This window comes from Marinobacterium sp. xm-d-564, from assembly GCF_013283345.1.
Classification (GTDB): Bacteria; Pseudomonadota; Gammaproteobacteria; order Pseudomonadales; family Balneatricaceae; genus Marinobacterium_E.
On record NZ_WBYO01000002.1, the window covers coordinates 244,706 to 268,835 of the forward strand.

Annotated in this window: 24 protein-coding genes; 17 read left to right on the top strand and 7 right to left on the bottom strand. The window is 48.7% G+C overall.

Going from position 1 to position 24,130, the window contains the following annotated elements:
• Positions 1-11 precede the first annotated feature (11 nt).
• The 4 genes from XMD564_RS03490 to XMD564_RS03505 form a co-directional block, all read right to left on the bottom strand.
• Positions 12-1,055 (bottom strand): alpha/beta fold hydrolase, encoded by a 1,044-nt coding sequence (locus tag XMD564_RS03490; protein WP_173507809.1) that lies wholly within the window; start codon positions 1,053-1,055, stop codon positions 12-14.
• Entirely contained in the window at positions 1,048-1,881 is an 834-nt protein-coding gene (locus XMD564_RS03495) for a hypothetical protein (RefSeq protein WP_173498078.1), read from the bottom strand. The genes XMD564_RS03490 and XMD564_RS03495 overlap by 8 nt, the downstream gene beginning before the upstream one ends.
• Before the next feature lie 49 nt (positions 1,882-1,930).
• Positions 1,931-2,812, bottom strand: coding sequence for a LysR family transcriptional regulator (locus XMD564_RS03500; protein WP_173482426.1), 882 nt, complete (start codon positions 2,810-2,812; stop codon positions 1,931-1,933).
• Positions 2,813-2,892: 80 nt separating this feature from the next.
• Entirely contained in the window at positions 2,893-3,054 is a 162-nt protein-coding gene (locus XMD564_RS03505; protein ID WP_173480830.1) for a carbon storage regulator, read from the bottom strand.
• Positions 3,055-3,283: 229 nt separating this feature from the next.
• Here XMD564_RS03505 and leuC point away from each other — a divergent pair, with 229 nt between their 5' ends.
• From leuC to XMD564_RS03590, 17 genes are all read left to right on the top strand, one after another.
• Complete coding sequence (leuC, locus tag XMD564_RS03510; protein ID WP_173482427.1) at positions 3,284-4,708, top strand: 3-isopropylmalate dehydratase large subunit; 1,425 nt, start codon at positions 3,284-3,286, stop codon at positions 4,706-4,708.
• 20 nt (positions 4,709-4,728) lie between these two features.
• Positions 4,729-5,376 (top strand): 3-isopropylmalate dehydratase small subunit, encoded by a 648-nt coding sequence (gene leuD, locus XMD564_RS03515; RefSeq protein WP_173482428.1) that lies wholly within the window; start codon positions 4,729-4,731, stop codon positions 5,374-5,376.
• 135 nt (positions 5,377-5,511) lie between these two features.
• Positions 5,512-6,597: a 3-isopropylmalate dehydrogenase gene (gene leuB, locus XMD564_RS03520; RefSeq protein WP_173480833.1), complete on the top strand. Its 1,086-nt coding sequence runs from the start codon at positions 5,512-5,514 to the stop codon at positions 6,595-6,597.
• Between the two features lie 84 nt (positions 6,598-6,681).
• Positions 6,682-7,794 carry an aspartate-semialdehyde dehydrogenase gene (asd, locus tag XMD564_RS03525; protein ID WP_173482429.1) on the top strand — a complete coding sequence of 371 codons (1,113 nt, stop codon included), beginning with the start codon at positions 6,682-6,684 and terminating at the stop codon, positions 7,792-7,794.
• Positions 7,795-7,851: 57 nt separating this feature from the next.
• Entirely contained in the window at positions 7,852-8,817 is a 966-nt protein-coding gene (locus XMD564_RS03530) for an Asd/ArgC dimerization domain-containing protein (RefSeq protein WP_173488913.1), read from the top strand.
• Between the two features lie 108 nt (positions 8,818-8,925).
• Entirely contained in the window at positions 8,926-11,574 is a 2,649-nt protein-coding gene (locus XMD564_RS03535; RefSeq protein WP_173507810.1) for a FimV/HubP family polar landmark protein, read from the top strand.
• Between the two features lie 3 nt (positions 11,575-11,577).
• Positions 11,578-12,414 (top strand): tRNA pseudouridine(38-40) synthase TruA, encoded by an 837-nt coding sequence (gene truA / locus XMD564_RS03540; protein ID WP_173480837.1) that lies wholly within the window; start codon positions 11,578-11,580, stop codon positions 12,412-12,414.
• Positions 12,415-12,508: 94 nt separating this feature from the next.
• Positions 12,509-13,135, top strand: coding sequence for a phosphoribosylanthranilate isomerase (locus XMD564_RS03545; protein ID WP_371740246.1), 627 nt, complete (start codon positions 12,509-12,511; stop codon positions 13,133-13,135).
• Positions 13,119-14,333 carry a tryptophan synthase subunit beta gene (gene trpB, locus XMD564_RS03550; protein ID WP_173482431.1) on the top strand — a complete coding sequence of 405 codons (1,215 nt, stop codon included), beginning with the start codon at positions 13,119-13,121 and terminating at the stop codon, positions 14,331-14,333. The genes XMD564_RS03545 and trpB overlap by 17 nt, the downstream gene beginning before the upstream one ends.
• Before the next feature lie 12 nt (positions 14,334-14,345).
• Entirely contained in the window at positions 14,346-15,149 is an 804-nt protein-coding gene (gene trpA / locus XMD564_RS03555; protein WP_173482432.1) for a tryptophan synthase subunit alpha, read from the top strand.
• A 21-nt stretch (positions 15,150-15,170) separates the two neighbouring features.
• Positions 15,171-16,046, top strand: coding sequence for an acetyl-CoA carboxylase, carboxyltransferase subunit beta (accD, locus tag XMD564_RS03560; protein WP_173495524.1), 876 nt, complete (start codon positions 15,171-15,173; stop codon positions 16,044-16,046).
• Between the two features lie 22 nt (positions 16,047-16,068).
• Entirely contained in the window at positions 16,069-17,340 is a 1,272-nt protein-coding gene (gene folC, locus XMD564_RS03565) for a bifunctional tetrahydrofolate synthase/dihydrofolate synthase (RefSeq protein ID WP_173507811.1), read from the top strand.
• Positions 17,322-17,912, top strand: coding sequence for an SPOR domain-containing protein (locus tag XMD564_RS03570; RefSeq protein ID WP_217362025.1), 591 nt, complete (start codon positions 17,322-17,324; stop codon positions 17,910-17,912). The genes folC and XMD564_RS03570 overlap by 19 nt, the downstream gene beginning before the upstream one ends.
• A gap of 84 nt (positions 17,913-17,996) precedes the next feature.
• Positions 17,997-18,518, top strand: a complete 522-nt coding sequence (locus XMD564_RS03575) for a CvpA family protein (RefSeq protein ID WP_173482434.1) — start codon at positions 17,997-17,999, stop codon at positions 18,516-18,518.
• A 19-nt stretch (positions 18,519-18,537) separates the two neighbouring features.
• Positions 18,538-20,058, top strand: a complete 1,521-nt coding sequence (gene purF / locus XMD564_RS03580; RefSeq protein ID WP_173507812.1) for an amidophosphoribosyltransferase — start codon at positions 18,538-18,540, stop codon at positions 20,056-20,058.
• Between the two features lie 9 nt (positions 20,059-20,067).
• Positions 20,068-21,297, top strand: a complete 1,230-nt coding sequence (locus tag XMD564_RS03585; protein WP_173498074.1) for an O-succinylhomoserine sulfhydrylase — start codon at positions 20,068-20,070, stop codon at positions 21,295-21,297.
• Between the two features lie 11 nt (positions 21,298-21,308).
• A complete protein-coding gene (locus XMD564_RS03590; RefSeq protein WP_173507813.1) occupies positions 21,309-22,256 on the top strand; it encodes a tRNA-dihydrouridine synthase in 948 nt (315 codons plus the stop codon).
• 205 nt (positions 22,257-22,461) lie between these two features.
• On the opposite strand, the gene XMD564_RS03595 is transcribed toward XMD564_RS03590, so the two are convergent.
• The 3 genes from XMD564_RS03595 to nth form a co-directional block, all read right to left on the bottom strand.
• Positions 22,462-22,875, bottom strand: a complete 414-nt coding sequence (locus XMD564_RS03595; protein ID WP_173480846.1) for an Hsp20 family protein — start codon at positions 22,873-22,875, stop codon at positions 22,462-22,464.
• Positions 22,876-23,074: 199 nt separating this feature from the next.
• Complete coding sequence (locus tag XMD564_RS03600) at positions 23,075-23,485, bottom strand: DUF2185 domain-containing protein (protein WP_173480847.1); 411 nt, start codon at positions 23,483-23,485, stop codon at positions 23,075-23,077.
• Between the two features lie 8 nt (positions 23,486-23,493).
• Entirely contained in the window at positions 23,494-24,129 is a 636-nt protein-coding gene (gene nth / locus XMD564_RS03605; protein ID WP_173480848.1) for an endonuclease III, read from the bottom strand.
• Position 24,130: the final 1 nt, after the last annotated feature.

A 24,130-nucleotide genomic window follows, 5' to 3' on the forward strand; every position in this document is an offset into this window, starting at 1 on the left:
TCAAACTAAGCCTATTTTTGGTTCAAATGCGACTCGATGGCTTCAATCACTTGGCCACGACAGCGATCACTGATGAAGGCGCCGATGTGACCGGCAGGAAGAGCCAACTCTTGGTAGGGGGTGTTGGGAGTAATGGCTGTTTGTAACGCTTGGCTTGAGGCAGGTGGTACCAAGTGGTCTTTAGTGCCAAAGATATTCAATATGGGGGAGCGAATGGACGTTAGCTTAACGGCTTTTGAATCGACATAGAATGAGCCTTGAATCAGTCCATTCCCTTTAAAAAATGTCTCTGCAAACTCTATAGCGGCCCGGCCTGCTAGATCCGGACTGTCATTGATCCACTGCTCCATGCGTAAGAATAGCTCGGCGCTTGTCGGGTCTTGAATCGAGCGGCTCAGCCCCATCTCTTTTACGACACCCAGTTGCAGTGGTTTGAGCGCAGCGTAGATCTGATTGAGAAACTGACCAGGAAGGTTTCCATAGGCTTTAACAAGCTGTTCAATGTTCGTTTCTCGGACCATTTCGCTAAGTGTAAACCCCTCGACATCAGTATCCACGGGTGTAACCAAAGTGACCAGTTTACGAACACGCTCTGGTTTTAAACTCGCATAAGCGAGAGAGAAAACGCCACCCTGGCATATGCCCATTAGGTCAATCTGTTCAAAACCGGAACGCTCTATAACGCACTGCACGGCGCTATCTAGAAAGTCGCCAATGTAGTCATCAAGCCCAATATGTCGATCACACAGATCGGGATAACCCCAATCGATTAGATAGATATCACGCCCTTTGGCTCGTAAATCTTGAACCAGTGAACGGTCGGGGGCTAAATCGAGAATAGTGGGTCGATTAACCAGCGCGTAACAGATAATCAGCGGCGGCTGTCTGCGTCGTCCAGACTGTTTAAAGTGCAGCAGTCTCATCTTATCGAGGGTTAACACCACCTCGGCTTTCAGTGAGCTATCCTCCAAAGGGGGGAGTTCACTGAGTACCGCCATAGCCTTAGCCAGCTCTTTTTGTGAATCGAGCAGGGCTTGGTTATACCGATTAGCCATTGTGATCACCTGATTCGAGGGCAGAGAGCCGCTTCTCTAACTGTCGAATGCGTCTGCGTTGTTGATCGAGCTGTTCAATCAGTCTATCGAGTTGCTCAGGTGAGGGGAGTCCCGCTTGTTCTGTCAGTTGAGTCAGAAGTTGTTTCCAAGCCAGTTTTAGATCGGCCCATCCATTCAGCCACCCGCTTTGAGCTAGCTGCATCGAGGGCTCTTGGAATTGAACCTGGTAGGTGCTGTCGTAGATCTTACCCCAGAGCTCAATCTGATCCTTGGCAGAGAGTGAGTCATCGAATTGCTCTTGCCAGGTCTGGGTTGCCAACTCAGTAATCTGATTCATCTCTTCGGTCAGTGTTTGGCCTGCTTGCTGCCACTGCATAAAGGATTCAATCAGTTGGTTAAGTTTTTCAAACTGAGGAGTGTTCAATGAGGATTTTAACTGCTCAAATTTAGCGAGTTGCTCCTCATTAAACAGGGTCGATAAGTGGGTGTGAGTGAACAAGAGCGGTGCCATCTGCTGTGGCAAACTCGCCTGTTGCAGAAGAAGTTGGACGTTGAATTGGTGCAACTCTTCTCTTAGCTTTTTCAGTTGCTCGCTGGAGTCGGTCGCTTGATCCTGCAGTGCTTCAACCACACTCATCATCGCTTTGGAGTTTTGAGCAAGCGTTTTGATCCACTGGGCATGATTACTGGAGAGTTGTTCAGGGTGCGTTTGGAACTGATCCATTAGATGGTTCCACTCATTTAAACGAGTGGTATCGATAACAGATCCCGTCTGCTCGAACTGCTGCAGCCATTGATTGAACTGATCTAGAAGCGGATGGTTCACGCTAAGCCCTTATTTACTCTTTGAATCATAGTAATTCACCCTGATTCAGTTATGAACCCTTCTGCGCATCCTCTTTTAGTAGATTGAGCAGTTTGCCCGCCGCATTAGAGAGTGTTCTGTCACGGTGGTAGATAAACCCAAGTGGGCGTTCAATGGCGTCACTGTCGATCACCACCTTATGCAGGCTGTTATCAATCATCGACTCTGGAAGTAGGCTCCAGCCTAAACCAACACTGACCATCATACGAATGGTATCAAGGTAGTTGGTGCTGATACCTAAATTGGGTGTTAGACCTCGCTGGGCTAACTGTTCGTGCACAATCAGAGAGGTGAAGGTGTTCGGGGCAGGCAAAATACCCGGGTACTGGTTCAACGTTTCAAAATCGGTTGTGCCATGCTGAGCGATAGGGTGGTCGTTGGAGACACAGTAAAAGAGTCGATCTAACCACAATACTTCTGAGTGGAGACGTGGGTCTGACTCTGGCGAGAGTGTGATCAGTGCCAGTTCAATGTCACCATGCAATACCGCCTCATAAGCCACTTCTGACTCATAAAAGCGCAGATCTAGCTCTACGTCAGGGAATTGGGTGGTGAAGGTGCGCAGTGTGTTGGGAAGTCGGTGAAGGCTAATATGGTGGCTTGCTGCGACCGACAGGCGACCTGAGATATCACCCTTTATATTTTCAACGACGCGCTTGGCGTCTTCTAACTCCGCCAGAATGCGACGTGCCTGGGGGAGCAGTGCTTTACCGGCATCGGTCAATGCTATGGTTCGACCAATTCGATCAAACAGCCGAGCTCCAACCTGCTCTTCTAGCTGAGCCACGCGTTTGCTGACTGCTGATTGAGTTATAAACAGTCGCTGTGATGCTTGGGAGAAACTGCCTAGCTGAGCGGTTTCAACAAAAGCCTGTAGGGTAGAGGTATCCATAAGCCTAAGCTTACAAGAGAGGGGTTGAAATAGGCATAAAAAAAGCACCACAGAGGGTGCTTTTTGATCAAAGACTTATCTCAGGATTCGTCTTCTTCTAGTAGCTCTTCGCGAACAATGTGCACATCTTTTGGTGCTTCAATGCCGAGACGAACACTGCCGCCACCTGCTTCAACCACCATTACTTCAATGTTGCCATCAATAATCAATTTTTCGCCGACGTTACGTGTAAGTACAAGCATGGATAAGAGTCCCTTCTTAGGAAAAGTTAATCTGTTTTTTGTGTTACCAATGAAATGTAGACCATATTTTGAACTTTACAAAAAAAAGATTAATTTTTTTCAAAAAATTTAACTATTCTTATTTGGAATGGAAATTATAAATAATAAGAGTTTGTCTATTGAAAGAGGTGTGGATAAAATTTAGCCACTTTTAAATCCTTACGGATAGGTCACCAACCAGGAGAGAGAGATGGCTGGTAAAACACTCTATGACAAATTATGGGATGCCCATTTGGTGCGTCAGAACGAAGATGGCAGTTCATTAATCTACATCGATCGTCAAATTCTTCATGAGGTCACTTCACCTCAGGCTTTTGAAGGCCTGCGTATGGCGGGTCGTAAACCTTGGCGTATCGACGCTAACCTAGCAACACCTGATCACAACGTACCCACCACTGAACGTGCTGGTGGCGTCGATCAGATTGTCGATCCTGTTTCTCGTATTCAGGTAAAAACACTGGATGAGAACTGTGACGAGTACGGCATTGTCGAGTTCAAGATGCTTGATGAGCGTCAGGGTATCGTTCACGTTGTGGGCCCAGAGCAGGGTATGACTCTGCCAGGTTCTACCGTTGTCTGTGGTGACTCGCATACCTCTACCCACGGTGCTTTCGGTGCGCTAGCGCATGGTATTGGTACTTCTGAGGTTGAGCACGTTCTTGCGACTCAGTGTCTGATCGCTAAGAAGATGAAGAACCTTCTGATTAAAGTAGACGGTGATCTTGGTGTTGGTGTCACCGCTAAAGACGTTGTACTTCACGTGATTGGTGTTATCGGTACGGCCGGTGGTACAGGTTTTGCGATGGAGTTCGGGGGTTCTGCAATACGCTCGCTCTCTGTTGAGGGTCGTATGACTATCTGTAACATGGCGATCGAAGCGGGTGCTCGTGTAGGTCTTGTAGCGGTTGATGATAAGACGATTGAGTACTTTAAAGGTCGTCCATTCTCACCAACTGCGGATCAGTGGGAAGCGGCTGTAGCAAACTGGAAAAATCTAGTCTCTGATGATGATGCTCAGTTCGATAAGGTCGTTGAGATCAACGCCGCTGATATCAAACCTCAGGTGACTTGGGGTACCTCGCCAGAGATGGTGGTTGCTGTCGATGGCACTGTGCCAAATCCAGCGAACGCTAAAGATGCAGATGAAGCGAACTCTATTACTCGTGCGCTTGAGTACATGGGCTTGAACGCGGACCAGGCGATTACCGATATCAAACTTGATCGTGTCTTTATCGGTTCTTGTACTAACAGCCGTATCGAAGATATGCGCGCTGCCGCTGCAGTTGTTAAAGGCCGTAAGGTTGCAAGCACAGTGAAGCAGGCGCTTGTTGTTCCTGGTTCTGGTCTTGTAAAAGCGCAGGCAGAAGCGGAAGGTTTGGATAAGATCTTTGTTGAAGCGGGTCTTGAGTGGCGTGAACCGGGCTGTTCAATGTGTCTTGCGATGAACCCAGATAAGTTGGGTAATGGTGAGCACTGTGCATCAACCTCTAACCGTAACTTCGAAGGCCGTCAGGGCTTCGGTGGTCGTACCCATCTAGTGAGCCCAGCAATGGCGGCGGCTGCTGCGATTACAGGCCACTTCGTTGATGTGCGCGATTTTGAGTTGAACTCTTAAGTTAGGGCGGAGATAGAGATATGAAAAAGTTTACGACTCACACCGGTGTTGTTGCTCCGCTTGATCGCGTCAACGTTGATACCGATATGATCATTCCAAAGCAGTTCCTTAAATCGATTAAGCGCTCTGGCTTTGGTCCTAATCTATTTGATGAACTTCGTTACCTTGATGAAGGTCAGCCAGATCAAGACTGTTCTGGACGTCCTATCAACCCAGACTTTGTTCTAAACAAACCAGAGTACGCTGGTTCTAGCATTCTGTTAGCACGCAACAACTTTGGTTGTGGTTCTAGCCGCGAGCACGCTCCTTGGGCATTAGATGACTACGGTTTCCGTGCAGTGATTGCACCAAGCTATGCCGATATCTTCTTCAATAACTGTTTCAAGAATGGTCTATTACCGATCATTCTTACAGAGGATGAAGTGGAAGAGCTTTTCCAAGCCGTTGCTGCAGCACCCGGTATGAGCCTAACGGTTGATCTTGAAAATCAGAAAGTGGTTAGCCCAGACGGCAAAGAGTATAGCTTCGAAGTTGATGACTTCCGCAAGCACTGTCTGCTAAACGGTTTGGATGATATCGGCTTAACGCTTGAGCATGCTGATGATATCCGTGCGTACGAAGCGAAACGCCGTGCCGAAGCGCCTTGGTTGTTCGACGCGATTAAATAATTGATTTGTTCGCGGCTATTGATGGTGACTGGCTTTAGCCTGTCATCCGCTATTAATTTACGCTCGGTAGTCTGGAAGACGCTGAGAGAGTCGTGTCAGGCTGAAAGCCAGACACGGTAAATAAGGAATAGAAAAATGAACGAAAACAAAGTTTTGATTTTGCCAGGTGATGGCATTGGTCCTGAGATTGTTGCTCAGGCGCGTCGTGTGCTTGAACTGGTTAACGATCAAGATAACCTTGGTCTTGAATTTGATGAAGCACACGTTGGTGGTGCTGCGATCGATGCGACAGGTGTACCTCTTCCAGAAGAGACCCTAGCTAAGGCGCATGACTCCAAAGGCATCCTTTTGGGTGCTGTGGGTGGTCCTAAGTGGGATACAAACCCTGATTTTCAGATTCGCCCAGAGAAGGGGCTTCTAGGTCTTCGTACTCAGCTTGGATTGTTCGGTAACCTGCGCCCAGCGATTCTTTACCCACAGTTAGCTCACGCCTCTACTTTGAAGCCAGAAGTGGTTTCAGATCTAGATATTCTTATCGTTCGTGAACTAACGGGTGGTATCTACTTCGGTCAGCCACGCGGCATTCGCACCACTGAAGATGGCCTACGTGAAGGTTACAACACTTACGTATACAACGAAGATGAGATCAAGCGTATCGGTCGTGTCGCTTTTGAAGCGGCAATGGCACGTGGTAAGAAACTCTGCTCTGTCGACAAAGCAAACGTACTAGAAGTGACGGTGCTTTGGCGTGAAGTGATGGAAGAGTTGAGCGCTGAGTACCCTGAAGTTGAACTAAGCCACATGTACGTAGATAACGCTGCAATGCAGCTAGTACGTGCACCTAAGCAGTTCGATGTGGTGGTAACAGGTAACATGTTTGGCGACATCCTTTCAGATGCTGCTGCAATGCTGACGGGTTCCATCGGTATGCTGCCTTCATCGTCTATGAACGTGAAGGGTCAGGGTATGTTTGAACCTTGTCACGGTTCTGCTCCGGATATTGCGGGTCAAAACATTGCAAATCCATTGGCAACCATCCTGTCTGCCGCTATGATGTTGCGCTACTCGCTTGATAAGGGCGAAACTGCGGATCGAATCGAAGCCGCGGTAAGTAAGGTTTTGGATCAAAACCTGCGTACTGCCGATATCTTCTCTGAAGGCATGACGAAGGTTTCGACAACTGAAATGGGTGACGCGGTGATTGCTGCGCTAAGCGCATAATCAAACGTTAACCGAGAAGGCCGGTTAGATCCGGCCTTTTTTGATAGAGCTATTGAATAGCGAAAAAGTTTTTTGAGGGTAAATATGAATCGTGTAGGTTTTGTTGGCTGGCGCGGTATGGTGGGTTCCGTTCTTATGCAGCGTATGCAGGAAGAGCGTGACTTCGATCAGATCGTTGAACCGGTATTTTTCACCACTTCTCAGGTAGGTGCTGCTGGTCCAGACATTGGTAAAGAGATTGCTCCACTTAAAGATGCATCTGATATTGATGCGCTAAAAGAGATGGACGCGATTATTACCTGCCAAGGTGGCGACTACACGAAAGAGGTTTATCCTAAGCTTCGTGCTGCTGGCTGGAATGGCTACTGGATTGACGCTGCTTCTGCTCTGCGAATGGATGATGAAGCGATCATTGTTCTGGATCCAGTCAATAGCGATGTAATTGAGAAGGGTCTAGCGAAAGGGATCAAAACTTACGTTGGCGGTAACTGTACTGTCTCTCTCATGTTGATGGGTCTAGGTGGTCTATTTAAAGCGGGTCACGTTGAGTGGGTCTCTTCAATGACTTATCAGGCTGCATCAGGTGCTGGCGCACGCAATATGCGTGAGTTGATCACTCAAATGGGGCAGATTCGCGATGGTTCAGAAGCGCTTCTGAATGACCCTGCATCGGCAATTCTTGATATTGATCGTCAGGTTGTTAGCACCATGCGTAACGATCTAGCCGTTGATAACTTTGGTGTGCCGCTTGCGGGCTCGTTGATCCCTTGGATCGATGTACCTGTTGCCGATGGTCAGTCTAAGGAAGAGTGGAAGGGCTATGTTGAAACAAACAAGATTCTTGGCCGTAACTCTAACCCGATTGCTATCGATGGTACCTGTGTTCGTATCGGTGCAATGCGCTGTCACAGCCAGGCATTTACAATCAAACTGAATAAAGATCTTCCAATGGATGAGATCGAGCAGATGGTTGCTGAAGCGAATGATTGGGTAAAAGTGGTGCCTAATGATCGTCAGATCACTATGGAAGAGCTATCACCAACCAAAGTGACCGGTACATTGAGTATCCCTGTGGGTCGTCTTCGTAAAATGAAGATGGGCAAACAGTACCTGAATGCCTTTAGTGTGGGTGATCAGTTGCTATGGGGTGCTGCAGAGCCTCTTCGCCGAATGCTTCGTATTCTACTGGCTCAATAAGCGTAACGAATCAATTAACGGCCCGCTCATTTGCGGGCCGATCTTTTTGGAAAAGCTATGAAACTATTTTTTGTTGGTGTCTCATCTCTAGTAGCCGACCAGTTTTTTGAACTCTTCGAAGATCACCCTCTAGCGAGCGAAATTGAGCTCTCTTTATGGGATGACGAGAGCGAAGCGGGTCGTTCATTGATGATTAACGGGCACTCCACACTGGTGCGTCCCGTTGATCAAGCTCCGTTTGCTGAAGCGTCTGTGGTTATTCTGGCTCAACCTGAGGCGAGTGCGGATCTTTTGGAGCGCGCTTCATCGGGTGCAACCTTGATCGATCTCTACTCTAACCTGTCTGCTGAATCGTCTCAGTTGGCCGTCGCGGGTCGTGACCGTCTGGAGTCTGGCGAGTGGTATCAGCTCGCTGAGCCTGTGCTAGTAGCAGTCTACAAGTTCTGCCAGGCGATTAGCGCTAAAGTTGAGCCTCTTCGTATGCACATTGCCGCGACTTTGCCTGCCAGTGTTCATGATCGCAAAGGCGCTGAGGCTTTAGCACGTGAAACAGCCGCACTGCTTAATGGTCGTGAAGCGACAGAGCAGTTTTTAGATGCAACCCTAGCCTTTAATGCATTGGCTCAGCCGTTTGTATTGGACGAACAAGGTGAATCAGGGTTAGAGCGTCGTATTGCTGAGGGTGCTGATGCACTGTTTGACGATGCCGAAGTAACGGTATCAACCGTTCAAGTGCCGATGTTCCACGGTACCTCTGCAATGCTGATGGTTGAGACACAAGCGGACCAATCGGTCTCTGATCTAGTAGCGCTCATTGATCGAGATAATGCGTTGCGTTTCAGTCACAGCCCCAACGCCTCTACTCAATCGATGATTGGGCAGACTGAGTGTTTGGTATCGCGCCTGCGTGTCGATGCACGTGTGGACCAGACGATTCAAGCTACCCTGATGTTTGATGAGAACCGTTTCGGCCGTGCCTCAGCACTTTTAGAGCTGCTTGCTACATTGGTAACTAAGCACTAATTTAAAAAATCTGCCCGGTAAACTTGACCCATTACCGGGTAGCAACAATACTTCATTCAATAGAGAGAGATTAATCCTTTCGGATTAATAGAGTGGAGTGAAGTTATTGTGCGTCGTTTAGCACTCAGTATTGCCGTTTCATCCGCATTGTTAGCCAGTCAGGCTAATGCCCTAGGCCTAGGTGAACTCAATGTAAAATCTGCATTGAACGAGCCGCTTCAGGCTGAAATTCAACTGCTACAAGTTCGTGATTTAAAAGCATCCGATATTCGTCCTAAATTGGCTGATGATGACGCCTTCAGTCTGGCTGGCTTAAGCCGATCTGGCGTGTTGAGTTCGGTTGATTTTGACGTTGAGCTCAATGCCCAGGGTGGTGCTAAAGTCGTCATTAGTTCGGACACCCCTGTTCGTGAGCCCTTTATCAGCTTCTTGATGGAAGTGAATTGGCCCAATGGTCGTCTTGTTCGAGAGTACACCCTGTTGTTGGATCCTCCTCTGTTTGTAGAGGCTGCAGCTCAACCGACACCCATATCCGTGCCGTCCACTCCAGTAACTGACTCACTTCAGAAAGAGGGTCTTAAGGCTGAACCGGAAAAGGTTTTAAAAGCGAACCCGGCGCAAACTGTCCAAACCACACTGAGAACTGAGACCTCATCAGCGAATCAGGTTTATGTCGATGTAAATGATACCCTGTTTGCATTGGCTCAAAGTAATCTTCCTGATGAATCCGTCTCGGTCAACCAGATGATGCTGGCGATTCAGCGTCTAAACCCTAGTAGCTTTCCGACCAACAATATCAATGTTCTTAAAGCCGGTACGGTCGTCACGCTGCCCAATAGTGCGCAAGCGAATGAGCTATCAGTTAGGCAAGCGGCTATCGAAGTTCGCAAGCAGTATGAAGATTGGAAAAATGGCAGACGTTCCTCCGCTTCTGCAGCTATTGAGAAAGCGGACGTTACTCCAGTTGCTAAACCAGAGAGTGAAGCTCCCTCGGCTCAAACCTCTGAAGTGGTTAATCCATCAGAGGCTAAATTGAAGTTGGTCTCTGTTGACGAGACACAAGATCAACCTCTATCAACCAGCAGTTCAGAAGCTGAGGCTAGTCAGACGGTATCAGATTCAGTAGAGGTCCGAGTTGATAGCGAACCCTCTAACTCTGTGGTTGAAACTGAAGAGGAGGGAGCTTCTCTCTCTTTAGATCAAGATTCTGTTGCTACGCCCGTTGAATCAACGCCTCGCGAACAGGAGCTTCAAGCACTCAATCGAGACTTGGAAAATCAGCTGCTTGTAACTCAGGAGAGTGTCGAGAAAGTTGAACGTGACAATGCTGATCTCTCTGCAAAATTGGACTCTATAGCTGAGCAGCTACAGACCATGCAGCGTCTAATTGAGCTAAAAGATCAACAGGTTGCGCAACTGCAACAGCAGTTGGAACAGCAGATGCAGCTAGCTCAACAGCGTAATGAGGACCCAGTCGCTGCTGTGATCGACTATGTTCGAATGAATCCTGAAATCGTTGGTGGCAGTGCTGTAGCCTTTCTATTGTTGCTGCTGTTGTTAATACGATCTTCAAGAAAGCCTGCGCCTTATCGTGAACCCGCGAGCAGTGCGGCAAAAGAGGATGAGGTTATCTCTGAAGCGCCTCTAGTACCTTCAGCATCGTCGACCCCAACTATGGCTGTCGTTGAGCCATCAGCTGTTGAACCCGCTTTGGAAACGTCGATTGAGCCAGTCATCGATCCAAAGCCTGATTCTGATTCAGAGAGTATCGCTAAGGCTGAAGCTGAGATTCAGTCGATGATCGATGAGGTGCTTCGAGCTCGTGCCAGTGAGCAGGCGGCCCAAGCTGAGATGGAAGCGATCAGCGATGAGGTTGCTGAAGAGTCACCGCCAAATGAATCCGTTGATGAATCATCAAATACAGGTGATCTCGCTTCAGTTGAACCTCAGCCTGAGGTCATTGATGATAATGAACTGGAAACAGAAACAGAAACAAGTTCTGACGCTGATGATTTTCTCTCCAGAGCTAATGCAGCTATGTCATCACCTGAAGAGCAAGAGGCGATGGTTAACGAAGCCGATGAGTCGCAGCCGGAAGATGATGATTTAGAGGAGTTTCTTGACTCTGAGCTAGAAGCCTCACTGGCAGATGCCGATTCGGTTAAATCGATTGTGGAGCCTGTAGAAGAGGAGAGTGCAGAGCTGCAAGACCTCGATTTTGTTATCGAGCCGTTTGATTCAGAATCTGACGAAGAACCACAAGAGAGCCAAATTCCGAGCGTTGATATGCCGCAAGCAGACTCAACGGATGAACCAGCGCACACTGACTCCATTGATGAGGACCTTGTCGCTCTAGAGGCAATGATGGGCGATGCCAGCGTTCCCGATGAGGCATTTGATATCGAGGTGGATCAAGATGTTGAAGCTGACGGACAGTCTGACGATCATTGGGAATTTGTCGTAGAAGAGAGTGATTCTGGGGCGCTGGACGGGGAGATCGAAAAGATTTTCGATGAAGTTGATGGCGATCTAGAGGTGGTAGAAGAGATTAATGACACCGCAGAGTCAGAAGATTTTGATACCCACTTCTACAGTGGTGCAGATGAAAACGAAACCCGATTAGATCTAGCAAGAGCTTACATTGAAATGGATGATTATGAGGCTGCTCGTGATATCCTTGTCAGTATGAAAGACAAAGGCTCTTCTGCTCAGCAGCAGGAGGTCGCAAACCTCTTGGATCAATTGGATAAAGCTTAGTTAATGAGCGATATTGAAAACATCAAAGGGGCGACGGAAGTCGCCCTTTTTCGTTACGCCCTTGGGATTGAGTACGCTGGTGCAAACTATCATGGCTGGCAGATTCAGGCAGATGAAGGGGTTGTCACGGTTCAGGAACGTCTGCAGCAGGCGTTAGCAAAGATTGCGAATCACGATGTGCATCTGGTCTGTGCTGGCCGCACCGATACCGGGGTGAATGGCTGTTATCAAGTTGTTCACTTTGATACACCCAATCAGCGAATCGATCGTGCCTGGGTGATGGGTACGAATCGACACCTCCCTGATGACATTGCGGTGCTTTGGGCAAAACCGGTGTCGGATCAATTTCACGCCCGTTTTTCTGCTCAAGCAAGACGTTACCGCTATCTGATCTACTCGGCACCTGTTAAACCGGCGATTCTCTCTAGAGGGGTTACTTGGACTCACAAGAGTCTTGATGTTGGGCGAATGCAATCGGCAAGTCGTTGTCTGATCGGTGAGCATGATTTCAGCTCTTATCGAGCGGTTGCCTGTCAGGCGAACAGTCCCGTTCGTACGGTGCATGATCTGCAGGTTTATAAAAGCGGTGAGATCATTGTGATCGATATTCAAGCCAATGCTTTTTTACACCATATGGTTCGAAATATTGCCGGTGTGTTAATGAAAATTGGTTCTGGAGAGGCTGAGGTAGAGTGGGCGGCTGAGGTGCTAGAGGCCAAAGATCGTCGCAAAGGTGGGGTGACCGCTCCGCCTTGGGGACTCTATTTTTGTGATGTTGAATACCCTGAAGAGTTTGCACTGCCGAAGGGTGGTACAGGGCCATATTTCTTGGGCCATTAGACTGACTAACTCTCTCTGTTTTGGTAGACTTTCCAACCGATAAATTGAGTGATCAACTCAGTTGTCTTTAACGACCTAATTTAGAGCCTCTATTGTGCGAACTCGTGTAAAAATTTGTGGTATCACCAATATAGATGACGCGCTATCGGCCGCTGATGCTGGGTGTGATGCGCTTGGCTTTGTTTTTTACGCTAAAAGTCCGCGAGCTGTTACTCCTGAACAGGCTGCTGAAATTATTTCCAAGCTGCCTGCGTTCGTTACCAGTGTGGCTCTGTTTGTGAATGAATCTGCTGAGGTCGTTAATCAGGTTATCGCCACAGCAGGTGTTGATCTATTGCAGTTTCACGGTGATGAGAGTGCTGAGTTTTGTTCCAGATTCTCTCGACCTTACATCAAAGCGCTTCGCATGAAGCCGGAGTTAGATCTAACGGCTCAGTTTGAGACGTACGCATCCTCACAAGGGATTCTTTTGGATGCTTATACCCCTGGGATACCTGGGGGTACTGGTGAAATGTTCGACTGGTCCAGAATACCAACTGAACTGGCAACCAAGATTATTTTGGCGGGTGGCTTGTCGGCAGAGAATGTTGCTGAAGCCATCGCTCAGGTGTCTCCCTACGCTGTTGATGTGAGTGGGGGTGTTGAGGCATCTAAAGGGATTAAAGATTCAAATAAAATGACAGATTTTATGAACGAGGTTTACCGTGCCAACAACAGATAATACACAGGTGCAGCTACCCGATGAGAATGGACACTTTGGCCAATTCGGTGGTCGATTTGTCTCTGAAACGTTAATGGGTGCTCTGGAAGAGCTTGAAGAAGTTTACAAAAAACTCTCTAACGACCCAAACTTCCAAGAGGAGTTTGATAAAGACCTCGCTCACTACGTGGGTCGTCCCTCGCCACTCTATTTTGCTGAGCGCCTCACAGACAAAGTGGGCGGTGCAAAGATCTATTTGAAACGTGAAGATCTTAACCATACGGGTGCACACAAGGTGAACAACACCATTGGTCAGGCACTTCTGGCTAAGTTTATGGGTAAGCCGCGTGTTATCGCTGAGACAGGTGCTGGTCAGCACGGTGTTGCCTCGGCAACGGTTGCTGCTCGTCTGGGTCTTGAGTGTAAGGTCTACATGGGTGAAGAGGATGTTCGCCGACAAGCGCTAAACGTCTACCGTATGAAGCTGCTGGGTGCTGAAGTGATTCCAGTTACTTCGGGCACTAAAACGCTTAAAGATGCGATGAACGAAGCGATGCGTGATTGGGTAACCAATGTCGATAATACCTTCTACATCATTGGAACTGCTGCAGGTCCGCACCCCTATCCAATGCTTGTGCGTGATTTTCAGTGCGTCATCGGGCGTGAAACAAAACAGCAGTGTATGAATCAGATTGGTCGTCTACCTGATGCTGTTGTGGCTTGTGTGGGCGGTGGCTCGAACGCCATCGGTATGTTCCACCCATTCATTGAAGATGAGTCGGTTCGTATGATCGGTGTTGAAGCGGGTGGTCACGGTCTTGAAACGGGTGAACACGCAGCACCGCTAAGTGATGGTCGTCCAGGCGTACTGCATGGAATGCGTACCTACCTGATGGAAGATGATAACGGTCAGATTATCGGTACACACTCTGTCTCGGCCGGTCTTGATTACCCAGGTGTAGGTCCTGAGCACAGCTACTTGAAAGATATTAACCGTGCAGAGTACGTTGCGATCAATGATGACGAGGCACTCGATGCATTCCGTACGTTGACGCAGGTTGAAGGTATCATGCCAGCACTTGAATCCTCTCACGCGGTTGCTTACGCCATGAAGATGGCAAAAGAGATGAGTCCAGATCAAGTGATTGTTGTAAACCTATCGGGTCGTGGTGATAAAGATATACATACCGTCGCAGGCATCGACGGCATTGAGATGTAATTGGAGAGTTAAATGAGTCGTATTGAAGCCTGCTTTGCTGCCATGAAGGCAGAGGGACGTAAAGCGATTGTCCCTTATGTAACCGGTGGTGATTCAAACCCAAGCGTTACCGTGCCTCTAATGCATGCACTAGTTGAAGCGGGAGCGGATGTCATTGAGTTGGGTGTGCCTTTCTCGGATCCAATGGCCGATGGCCCCGTGATTCAGTTAGCCTGTGAGCGTGCCCTTGAGCACGGCACCAGTTTGACCGATGTATTGGCAATGGTTGCTCAGTTCCGTGAACAGGATCAGACAACACCGGTGGTTCTAATGGGCTACCTTAACCCTATCGAAGTGATGGGCTACGAAACCTTTTCTAAAAACGCTAAAGCGGCAGGTGTCGATGGTGTGCTAGTGGTCGATATGCCACCGGTTGAGTCTGCTGGCCTAATGGCGGCAATGAAGGCTGAGTCACTTGATATCATCTTCCTGATTGCACCGACAACCTCTCCAAAACGTCGTAAGGCGATCTGTGAGCAGGGCAGTGGTTATCTCTACTATGTATCGGTTAAAGGTGTGACTGGATCAAAAGCATTGAATGTAGATGAAGTAGGGGCCTACATCAGCGATATGCGCCAGGATACAGATCTGCCGATCTGTGTAGGCTTCGGTATCCGTGATGGTCAGTCTGCTGCAGCCGTCTCTAAAGTATCCGATGGTGCCATTGTCGGTTCCGTGCTGGTTAATCAAATTGCAGAACTGGCAAACACGCCAGAGAAGATTCCTGCTGCAGTTGCAGGTATAGTTAAAGAAATGCGTCAAGCGATCGACGCTTAAGTCGATCATTTAGGGAGTACCATGAGTAACTGGTTGGAAAAGATCGTACCGTCACTGGCACGTAATGATGAGAAAAAACGCAACAGCATTCCAGAAGGGCTTTGGGAGAAGTGTCCAAAGTGTGAAAGTGTGCTGTACAAGCCAGAGTTAGATAAGACCTTACATGTCTGCCCTAAATGTGATCATCACCTACGTATTGGCGCCCGTCAGCGTTTGAACTACTTCCTTGATGAAGGGTCAACGAAAGAGATTGCAGCTGATATTGAGCCAATCGATCGTCTTAAGTTCAAAGACTCTAAGAAATACAAAGATCGTCTAACGGCTGCTCAGCGCGATACCGGCGAGAAAGACGCATTGGTTGCGATGAAGGGTACCTTAGAGGGCAACCCAGTTGCTGCGGTCGCTTTCGAGTTCCGTTTCATGGGTGGTTCAATGGGTACCGTTGTAGGTGAGCGCTTTGTACGTGCTGCTGAAGTCTCATTGGCTGAGGGTATTCCTCTGGTCTGCTTCTCTGCTTCAGGCGGTGCTCGTATGCAAGAAGCGCTATTCTCCCTTTTTCAAATGGCTCGTACATCGGCTGTACTTGAAGAGATGCGAGTCAAAGGTATCCCTTTCATCTCTGTGTTAACTGACCCTGTCTACGGCGGTGTCTCTGCCAGCCTTGCTATGCTGGGTGATTTGAACGTTGCTGAGCCTCGTGCACTGGTTGGCTTTGCAGGTCCACGTGTTATCGAGCAGACCGTTCGTGAAAAACTTCCTGAAGGGTTCCAGCGCAGTGAGTTCCTTCTAGAGCATGGGCAAGTTGATATGATTATTGAGCGCGGTGAGATGCGTAGCCGTCTTGCTAAAATGCTTCGTCAAATGCAGGGCCAGCCTGCTCAACAACTCGCCGACTAAGCGCTCAGAAGACGATTGGGTTATGAGCAAATTGAGCTCAACTAACAGTTTGGAAGAGTGGCTCGAAGTCATTGAGGCCGCTCATCCGTCTGAGATTGATTTGGGTTTAGATCGTGTTGCTGAAGTGGCCCATCGCCTAAATCTGGATTTTTCTCGCAGTAAAGTCATCACTGTAGCGGGTACCAACGGTAAGGGTTCAACCTGCGCGATGTTGGATTCTATTCTTCGCGCATCAGATTTTACCACCGGTGTCTACAGCTCCCCTCATTTTTTAAACTACAATGAACGGATAAAGATCAACGGATTAGATTCATCTGATGAAGTCATTGTTGATGCATTTTGTCGGATAGATCAAGCTCGAGAAGAGATCTCTTTAACCTACTTTGAGTACGGCACACTGGCTGCGCTGATCATCTTTTCAGACCTGGCTCTTGATTATGTGATTTTAGAAGTTGGGCTCGGCGGGCGATTGGATGCCGTTAACATTGTCGATGCTGACATCGCTGTGATTACCTCCATTGCGTTGGACCATATTGATTGGTTGGGCGACGACATCGAGTCCATCGCGCGCGAAAAAGCGGGTATTTTTCGACCTAATAAACCAGCGGTCTGTGCGATGTCACCGGCAGCTCGATCGATTGTTCAACACTCGGCTGAACTGAATGCTCCGCTCTACCAATTTAACCAAGATTATCGATTAGATGACGCTCAGAAGGTCTGGAACTGGTCGGGTGTCGATCTGAAGGGTGAGCATATCGCTTACTTTGATCTGCCAGTGCCTCCTTTGCCACTGATTAATGCTGCAACTGTTCTGCAAGTATTGACGTTGATTGCTCCTGACGTTTCCATTGAGTCGATCGCTAGTGGATTAGAGAGTGTACAACTCACCGGTCGCATGCAGAGTGAAACAATCGGTGTAACCGAGTGTCTGCTCGATGTGGCACACAATCCGCAAGCGGCTGAGTACTTAGCGGATCGATTGCAGCAACAGCCTAAGCCGTCGAAACGAACCCTAGTGCTGGGTATGCTTAATGATAAAGATCGACAGGGTGTGATTGAAGCACTGAGGCCGATCACCGATGAGTGGTACTTGGTTTCACTACAAGGACCGCGCGCCAGTCAAGCTGAAGAGCTTGTGAATCTGGTTGGGGCAAACAACCCTCATCAATGTTTCGCGTCTGTATCCGAGGCGCTTGATCAATTATCAAACTCTACTTCAGAGAGTGAGCAGGTGCTGATCTGCGGCTCTTTTCTAACCGTTACGGAGGCCCTGAGTTGGCTCAAGACGCATTAATTCAGGCAAGTATTCGCCGTCGATTGTTAGGGTTGGGAGCGCTCTTGGTAATCTCACTCTCTATCGCTCCGCTGATCTTCGATGCCGCAGGCTATAAAGAGCGTAAAATTGTGGATCGTATTCCTCCTGCACCGACCTTGCCGCCCGTTATGGAAGCGGCTCCAGCGGTTGTTTTGGATGATACAATCAACGAACCCGAGGTGATTAACGAGCCAGCGCCAGTGGCTCAGCCCGTTGTGATCAAAGCACCCCCTGTAGAGGTGGTCGAAAAGATGAAACAACGTGCTCCTGAAGAGGTCTCGCCGGCAGAAGATATGCCAGCTTTGGATGAGAACGGAATTCCGGCGGCCTGGTCTTTGCAGTTAGCAAGTTTCAAAGATGAGCGAAATGCTAAGTCTCTTCGCGCTGATCTGACAAAAGCGGGATACAAGGTCTATATCCGTCGTGCCAACGACCTAGTTCGTGTCTACATCGGGCCAGAAATGCAGCGTACCCGTTTAGAGTCGCTAAAAGAGTCGATCAAAGAGCAGTACTCATTGGATGGCATGATTGTGCGCTTTACAACTCAGTAAGCGATGATAAATAGATCAAGAGTTCATTGGGTTAACCGATCCACTCTGATAAAATGCAGCTGTTTTTAATTTTGGATAGAGAAGATGATCTGGACTGATTGGCTAATTATCGGCATCGTTGCCGTGTCCAGTCTATTAAGCCTCAAGCGTGGATTCGTGCGAGAAGCTCTATCACTTGTCACTTGGGTCAGTGCTTTTATAGTGGCGCGCCTGTTTTCAACCAGTCTGAGTGCCTATCTGGTTGATTACATCGAGACCCCATCCCTCCGTATGTTGGCAGCCTTTGCCGCTCTATTTGTATTAACACTGATCGTGGGTGCCCTTGTCGGTAAATTGATTACCGCTTTGATCAGTGCAACCGGTTTGTCTGCAACCGATCGTATCCTAGGAATGGGCTTTGGTGCCGTTCGTGGCGGTCTGGTTGTTGTTGTCATTGTTGCTCTGTTGGGGCTAACCCCAGCCGTTGAGGATCAATGGTGGAAAGATTCTCAGCTCATTCCTCATTTCGTTTTGATGGAGGAGTGGACCAAAGAGACTGCAAAAGAGATAGGTGGTGTAATCTGGACACTCAGCAGTGATCCAGCCAGCGCCAGTGCCGTGAATTAGTTCGATATAGGTAGATCGGATGTGTGGAATAGTTGGCATCGTAGCCAAAACCTATGTTAACCAGACAATTTTTGATGCGTTAACAGTCCTACAACACCGTGGTCAAGATGCTGCGGGTATGGTTACTTGTGAAGGTAACCGCTTTTATCTGCGTAAGGATAATGGCTTAGTCAACGAAGTCTTCCGTACACGACACATGAAAAAACTGAATGGCGAGATGGGTATTGGCCACGTGCGCTACCCAACTGCCGGCAGCTCAAGCTCAGCAGAAGCTCAGCCATTCTATGTCAACTCACCTTACGGTATTGCGTTGGCACACAACGGTAACCTAACTAACTCCGAGCAGTTGGCCGATGAGGTGTTCCGTTCTGATCTTCGCCACATCAATACTACCTCTGATTCAGAAGTGTTACTGAACGTTTTTGCCCATGAACTTCAGCTGTTGGGCAAGTTACACCCAACCTCTGAAGATATCTTCAACGTAGTGGAAACTGTCCATAAGCGTTGTCAGGGTGGTTATGCCGTTGTTGCGATTATCACCGGTCTGGGTCTAGCCGCTTTTCGTGATCCTTTTGGCATACGCCCACTGGTTTACGGTAAGCGTGAAACCGAAGCAGGCGTTGAATACATGGTGGCCTCAGAGAGTGTTGCGTTGGATACTGCGGGCTTCGAGATGGTGCGTGATGTGGCGCCTGGTGAAGCGATCTTCATTACTCAACAGGGTGAGATCTTTACCAAGCAGTGTGTTGAAACACCCGTGCTTGCTCCTTGTCTGTTTGAGTACGTCTACCTAGCTCGTCCTGACTCGATCATTGATGAGACACCAGTTCACAACGCGCGCATGGCGATGGGTGTGAAATTAGCGGATAAGGTGCGCCGTGAGTTCCCAGAGCACGATATCGACGTCATCATTCCAATTCCTGATACCAGCCGTACAGCGGCACTTGAGATGGCGAAAAGCCTGAAAGTGACCTATCGCGAAGGCTTCATCAAAAACCGTTACATCGGCCGTACCTTCATCATGCCTGGGCAGACTCAGCGTAAGAAGTCGGTTCGCCAAAAACTGAACCCGATCCAATCTGAGTTTAAAGACAAAGTGGTTATGCTGGTTGATGACTCTATTGTTCGTGGTACTACGTCCGCTCAGATTGTTGAAATGGCACGTGATGCAGGTGCGCGAAAAGTCTACTTTGCCTCAGCAGCCCCTGAAGTTCGTTACCCCAACGTATTCGGTATCGACATGCCCAGTGCCAGTGAGTTGATTGCACATGGTCGTACTGCGGAAGAGGTGGGTAAAGAGATCGGTTGTGATTGGATGCTCTACCAAGATCTTGATGATCTAAAAGCCTGTGTCACAGAACTTAACCCTGCGATTACTCAGTTCGATACCTGTGTCTTCAATGGCGAGTATGTCACTGGAACAGTGACCAGCAGTTACCTTGATAACATCGATGCTAAGCGCAACGATGGTGCTAAGGCGAGTGCTGATGATGAACAGACCGAAGGAAACGAGTCTACCAACCTACATAAAGCTTTTTAAGGATGAAGCATGGGAAGTAAGCAGTTCGAACGACCTGAAAGGATTCAGTTCAGTGATGATCACTACGCGGTAGAGACGCTCGCAGTTAGAGCGGGTCAGTGGCGTAGTGAAGAGGGTGAACACTCCGACGCAATCTTCCCAACCTCTAGTTTTGTCTACAGCTCAGCAAAAGAGGCTGCTGATACCTTTGCCGGCAACATCGAAGGCAATGTCTACTCACGTTTTACCAATCCAACGGTTCAGGCCTTTGAGCGTCGTATTGCGGCGCTAGAGGGTGGGGAGCGCGCCATCGCGACCAGTTCAGGGATGGCGGGCATTATGAGTCTCTGTTTGTCATTAATGAAACAGGGCGATCATGTGGTCTGTTCTCGCTCTGTGTTTGGTTCAACCGTATCACTATTTGAAAAGTACGTGAGTCGAGCGGGGATCGAAACGACCTTTGTTGACCCTAAAGATTTAACCGCATGGCAAGCGGCCGTGCGCCCTACAACCCGTATGTTCTTCTTAGAGACGCCTAGTAATCCTTTAGCCGAGGTGACGGACATACAGGCCGTTGCTGACGTGGCACATGCAGCGGGCGCTAAGTTGGTGGTGGATAACTGTTTTCTAACACCCGCTTTGCAAAAGCCACTGTCGCTCGGCGCGGATATTGTCATGCACTCGGCTACTAAACACCTTGATGGACAGGGGCGTGTTGTCGGTGGCGTTGTGGTTGGTTCAGACGCTGATATGGAAGAGGTGTTCGGGTTTATCCGAACAGCGGGCTCTTGTCTGAGTCCATTCAACGCATGGGTTTTCCAAAAAGGCTTAGAGACACTTCCACTGCGAATGAGAGCGCACAGCGAGGCTGCACTAGAGATTGCACAGTGGCTAGAGGCCCAGCCTAAAGTAGCGAGAGTCTACTATTCAGGTCTCGCTTCGCATCCACAACATGAACTGGCTGCTCGTCAGCAATCAGGATTTGGTGCGGTACTTGGATTTGAAGTTGCGAGCGATACCCTGAGCCAGCAAGAGGCGGCTTGGTCGTTTATCGACGCAACCGAAGTCATCTCGATTACCGGTAATCTAGGCGATGTTAAGAGCACAATCACTCACCCTGCAACGACGACTCACGGACGTATGTCAGCTGAAGCTCGTGCAGAAGCGGGTATTCAAGATAGCTTGATTCGTCTCTCTGTAGGCCTAGAGAACGTTGACGATCTCAAGCGCGATCTACAGCGTGGCTTAGACGCCATTTAAAATCGACTTTTATGCGTCTGATTGTTGCGCCGATGGAGGGCGTTGTTGATTACAGCATGCGTCGCCTCATCGCTCGAGTGGGCGGCGCCGATCAGATGGTCTCCGAGTTTGTGCGCGTTAACGACACGCTGCTTCCCCCTAAAGTCTTTCATAAACTGATCCCAGAGCTGAAACAGGATTATTGCGGTTACGGCGATACCCCTCTGGTTGTTCAGTTATTGGGTTCTGATCCTGAATCCCTGGCTAAAAATGCTTTAACTGCACTTGAGTTGGGCGCGCCTGCTATTGATATGAACTTCGGCTGCCCCGCCAAAACCGTTAATAAGAGTAGGGGTGGATCGATTCTCCTTAAGGAGCCCGAGGTCGTTCATGATGCCGTTAAAGCGGTGCGTGAAGCGGTTCCTAGCCATATCGAAGTCAGCGCTAAAATGCGCCTAGGGTATGAAGACAAATCATTGGCAATCGATAATGCGCAGGCGATCGAAGCGGCTGGTGCGAGCTATCTTACTGTGCATGCCCGCACAAAGGTAGAAGGGTACAAACCGCCGGCACACTGGGAGTGGATCGCCAAGATTCGAAATGCGGTCTCGATCCCGGTGATTGCCAATGGCGAAGTCTGGAACGTCGAAGACTATGACCGATGCCGAGAGGTCAGTGGGTGTGAGGATGTCATGATTGGGCGAGGCTGGGTCGCTAACCCACTGCTACCGCTTCAGATTAAAGATAGAAGCTACCCGACCGATTTGGATGAGTGTTGGCAGCTGCTAAAGCCGAATATCCTTGAGTTTTATGATGATGTCTTCTCGTTAATTGAAGAGCGTCATGTGCATGGTCGTATTAAACAGTGGTGCAATATGCTGGGCTGGCACTATCCGCAAGCCAAAGAGCTATTCCAAGAGCTAAGAACCGAGCGGGATGCTGTGAAGATTGGGGATGTTCTTAAAAGCCGACTCCAGTAATCAGTTTTGGCTTTCATAACAGATCGCGGTTTATCGCTTCGCGCTAATTCGCTCCTACATCTCGTGACGGTGACTGGCTTTCAGCCTGTCATCCGCTGGTAGATTTTGCTCTATCTTCTGGAAGAAGCGGCAAGGGTCGATGACAGGCTGAAGGCCAGTCACGGTTAAAAAACGCGGCAAATGCCGCGTTTTTTTAAGTCTATTCTTAGCTAATCTCAATCCGACGAGCTTTCATCGCTTCTGGAATTTCTCGGATCAATTCAACGTGAAGCAGTCCATTTTCCATCGACGCATTTTCAACGCGGACGTGATCGGCTAGTTGGAATCTGCGCTCAAAGTTACGGGCTGCGATGCCTTGGTAGAGGTAGGTACGCTCTACTTGATCTTCCGCTTTGTTACCACGAATCACTAGGTTGCCGCTCTCGCTGGTAATCTCAATCTCTTCGCGAGTAAAGCCGGCAACTGCCATAGTAATGCGGTAAGAGTTCTCTCCGGTCGCTTCGATGTTGTACGGAGGGTAAGCTGATTGTTCGCTTCGGTTAGCGGTATCAATCATGTTGGCTAGGCGATCGAAGCCAATTGCTGAACGGTATAGGGGTGTTAGGTCAAAATTACGCATGGTCATATCCTCAAATTAAGCAATATGTAGTTCAAAGTTAAACCACCCAATCGGCGTGGTTAGGAAGTGCAGCACCTCATGGTCACTGCCTACATAAATTATTTGGGGATAGTTAATAGAAAATTCAAGAGCGGAATTTAACTGAATCGCGACCTAAGGGGGGGTAAGGTTATTTGGGGTCGCGATCAGTAGGTGTTGATCAGTGGGTTGTTTCGTTACCGAACTGATCGACATCGTTGGTGATCTCGACATCGACGTTAGCACTTGGAATCTTATAGTCGTAGACACGCTCCCAACCTTCGGATTCAGGTGCACGCTCCCAGACAGTGCCAGCGTTGTACTCAAGCAGGGGCTCTAGAGAGGGGTCTATTTTCACGACTTTCTCTGTGGGCATGGGAATCATATTCACCTGTTCGTTGGCTAGAAACTCATCATCTTCATACCCAGTGAACAGTCGCCATCCGGTATCATTTAGATGCTCAGGGACAGTTTTATACATAAAACGCACAGGCAATTTTTCATCAATTACTAAACGAGACATCAGTGTTAAAAAGCCATTTTTGGTCTGGTTGGTTTCACCTTGGTAGGGCTTGTTGTCATCGTTGCTCATAATGGATCCTAGTAGTCTGTTTTCTTTTTGAATTCACACAAATCTTCAATGTTACAGGCGCCACATCGAGGCTTTCTAGCGACGCAGACATAGCGGCCATGCAGTATCAACCAATGGTGGGCATCGATTAAATACTCCTTTGGCACAAGGCGCAGCAGTCGCTTCTCGACCTCTAATACATTTTTACCTGGGGCGATCCCGGTCCGGTTGGAGACACGGAATATATGGGTATCAACTGCCATGGTGGGTTGGCCAAAGGCGGTATTTAGAATGACATTGGCGGTCTTGCGTCCAACGCCTGGGAGCGCTTCAAGATCTTCTCGGTTGTCTGGAACCACTGAGTTATGAAGATCGACCAGCATATGGCAGGTCTTCATCAGATTCTCAGCCTTGGTATTGAATAGGCCGATGGTCTTAATTTTCTCTTTAAGCCCTTCAATGCCCAAATCAATGATCGCCTGCGGTGTGTTGGCGATAGGGAATAGCTTGCGAGTCGCTTTGTTCACTCCAACGTCAGTAGCCTGAGCCGATAGAAGCACGGCTGCCAGCAGCTCAAACGGCGAACTGTACTCTAGTTCGGTTGTTGGATGTGGATTGTCCGCTTTTAGTCGCTCGAAGATCTCGATGCGTTTTAGTTTGTTCATC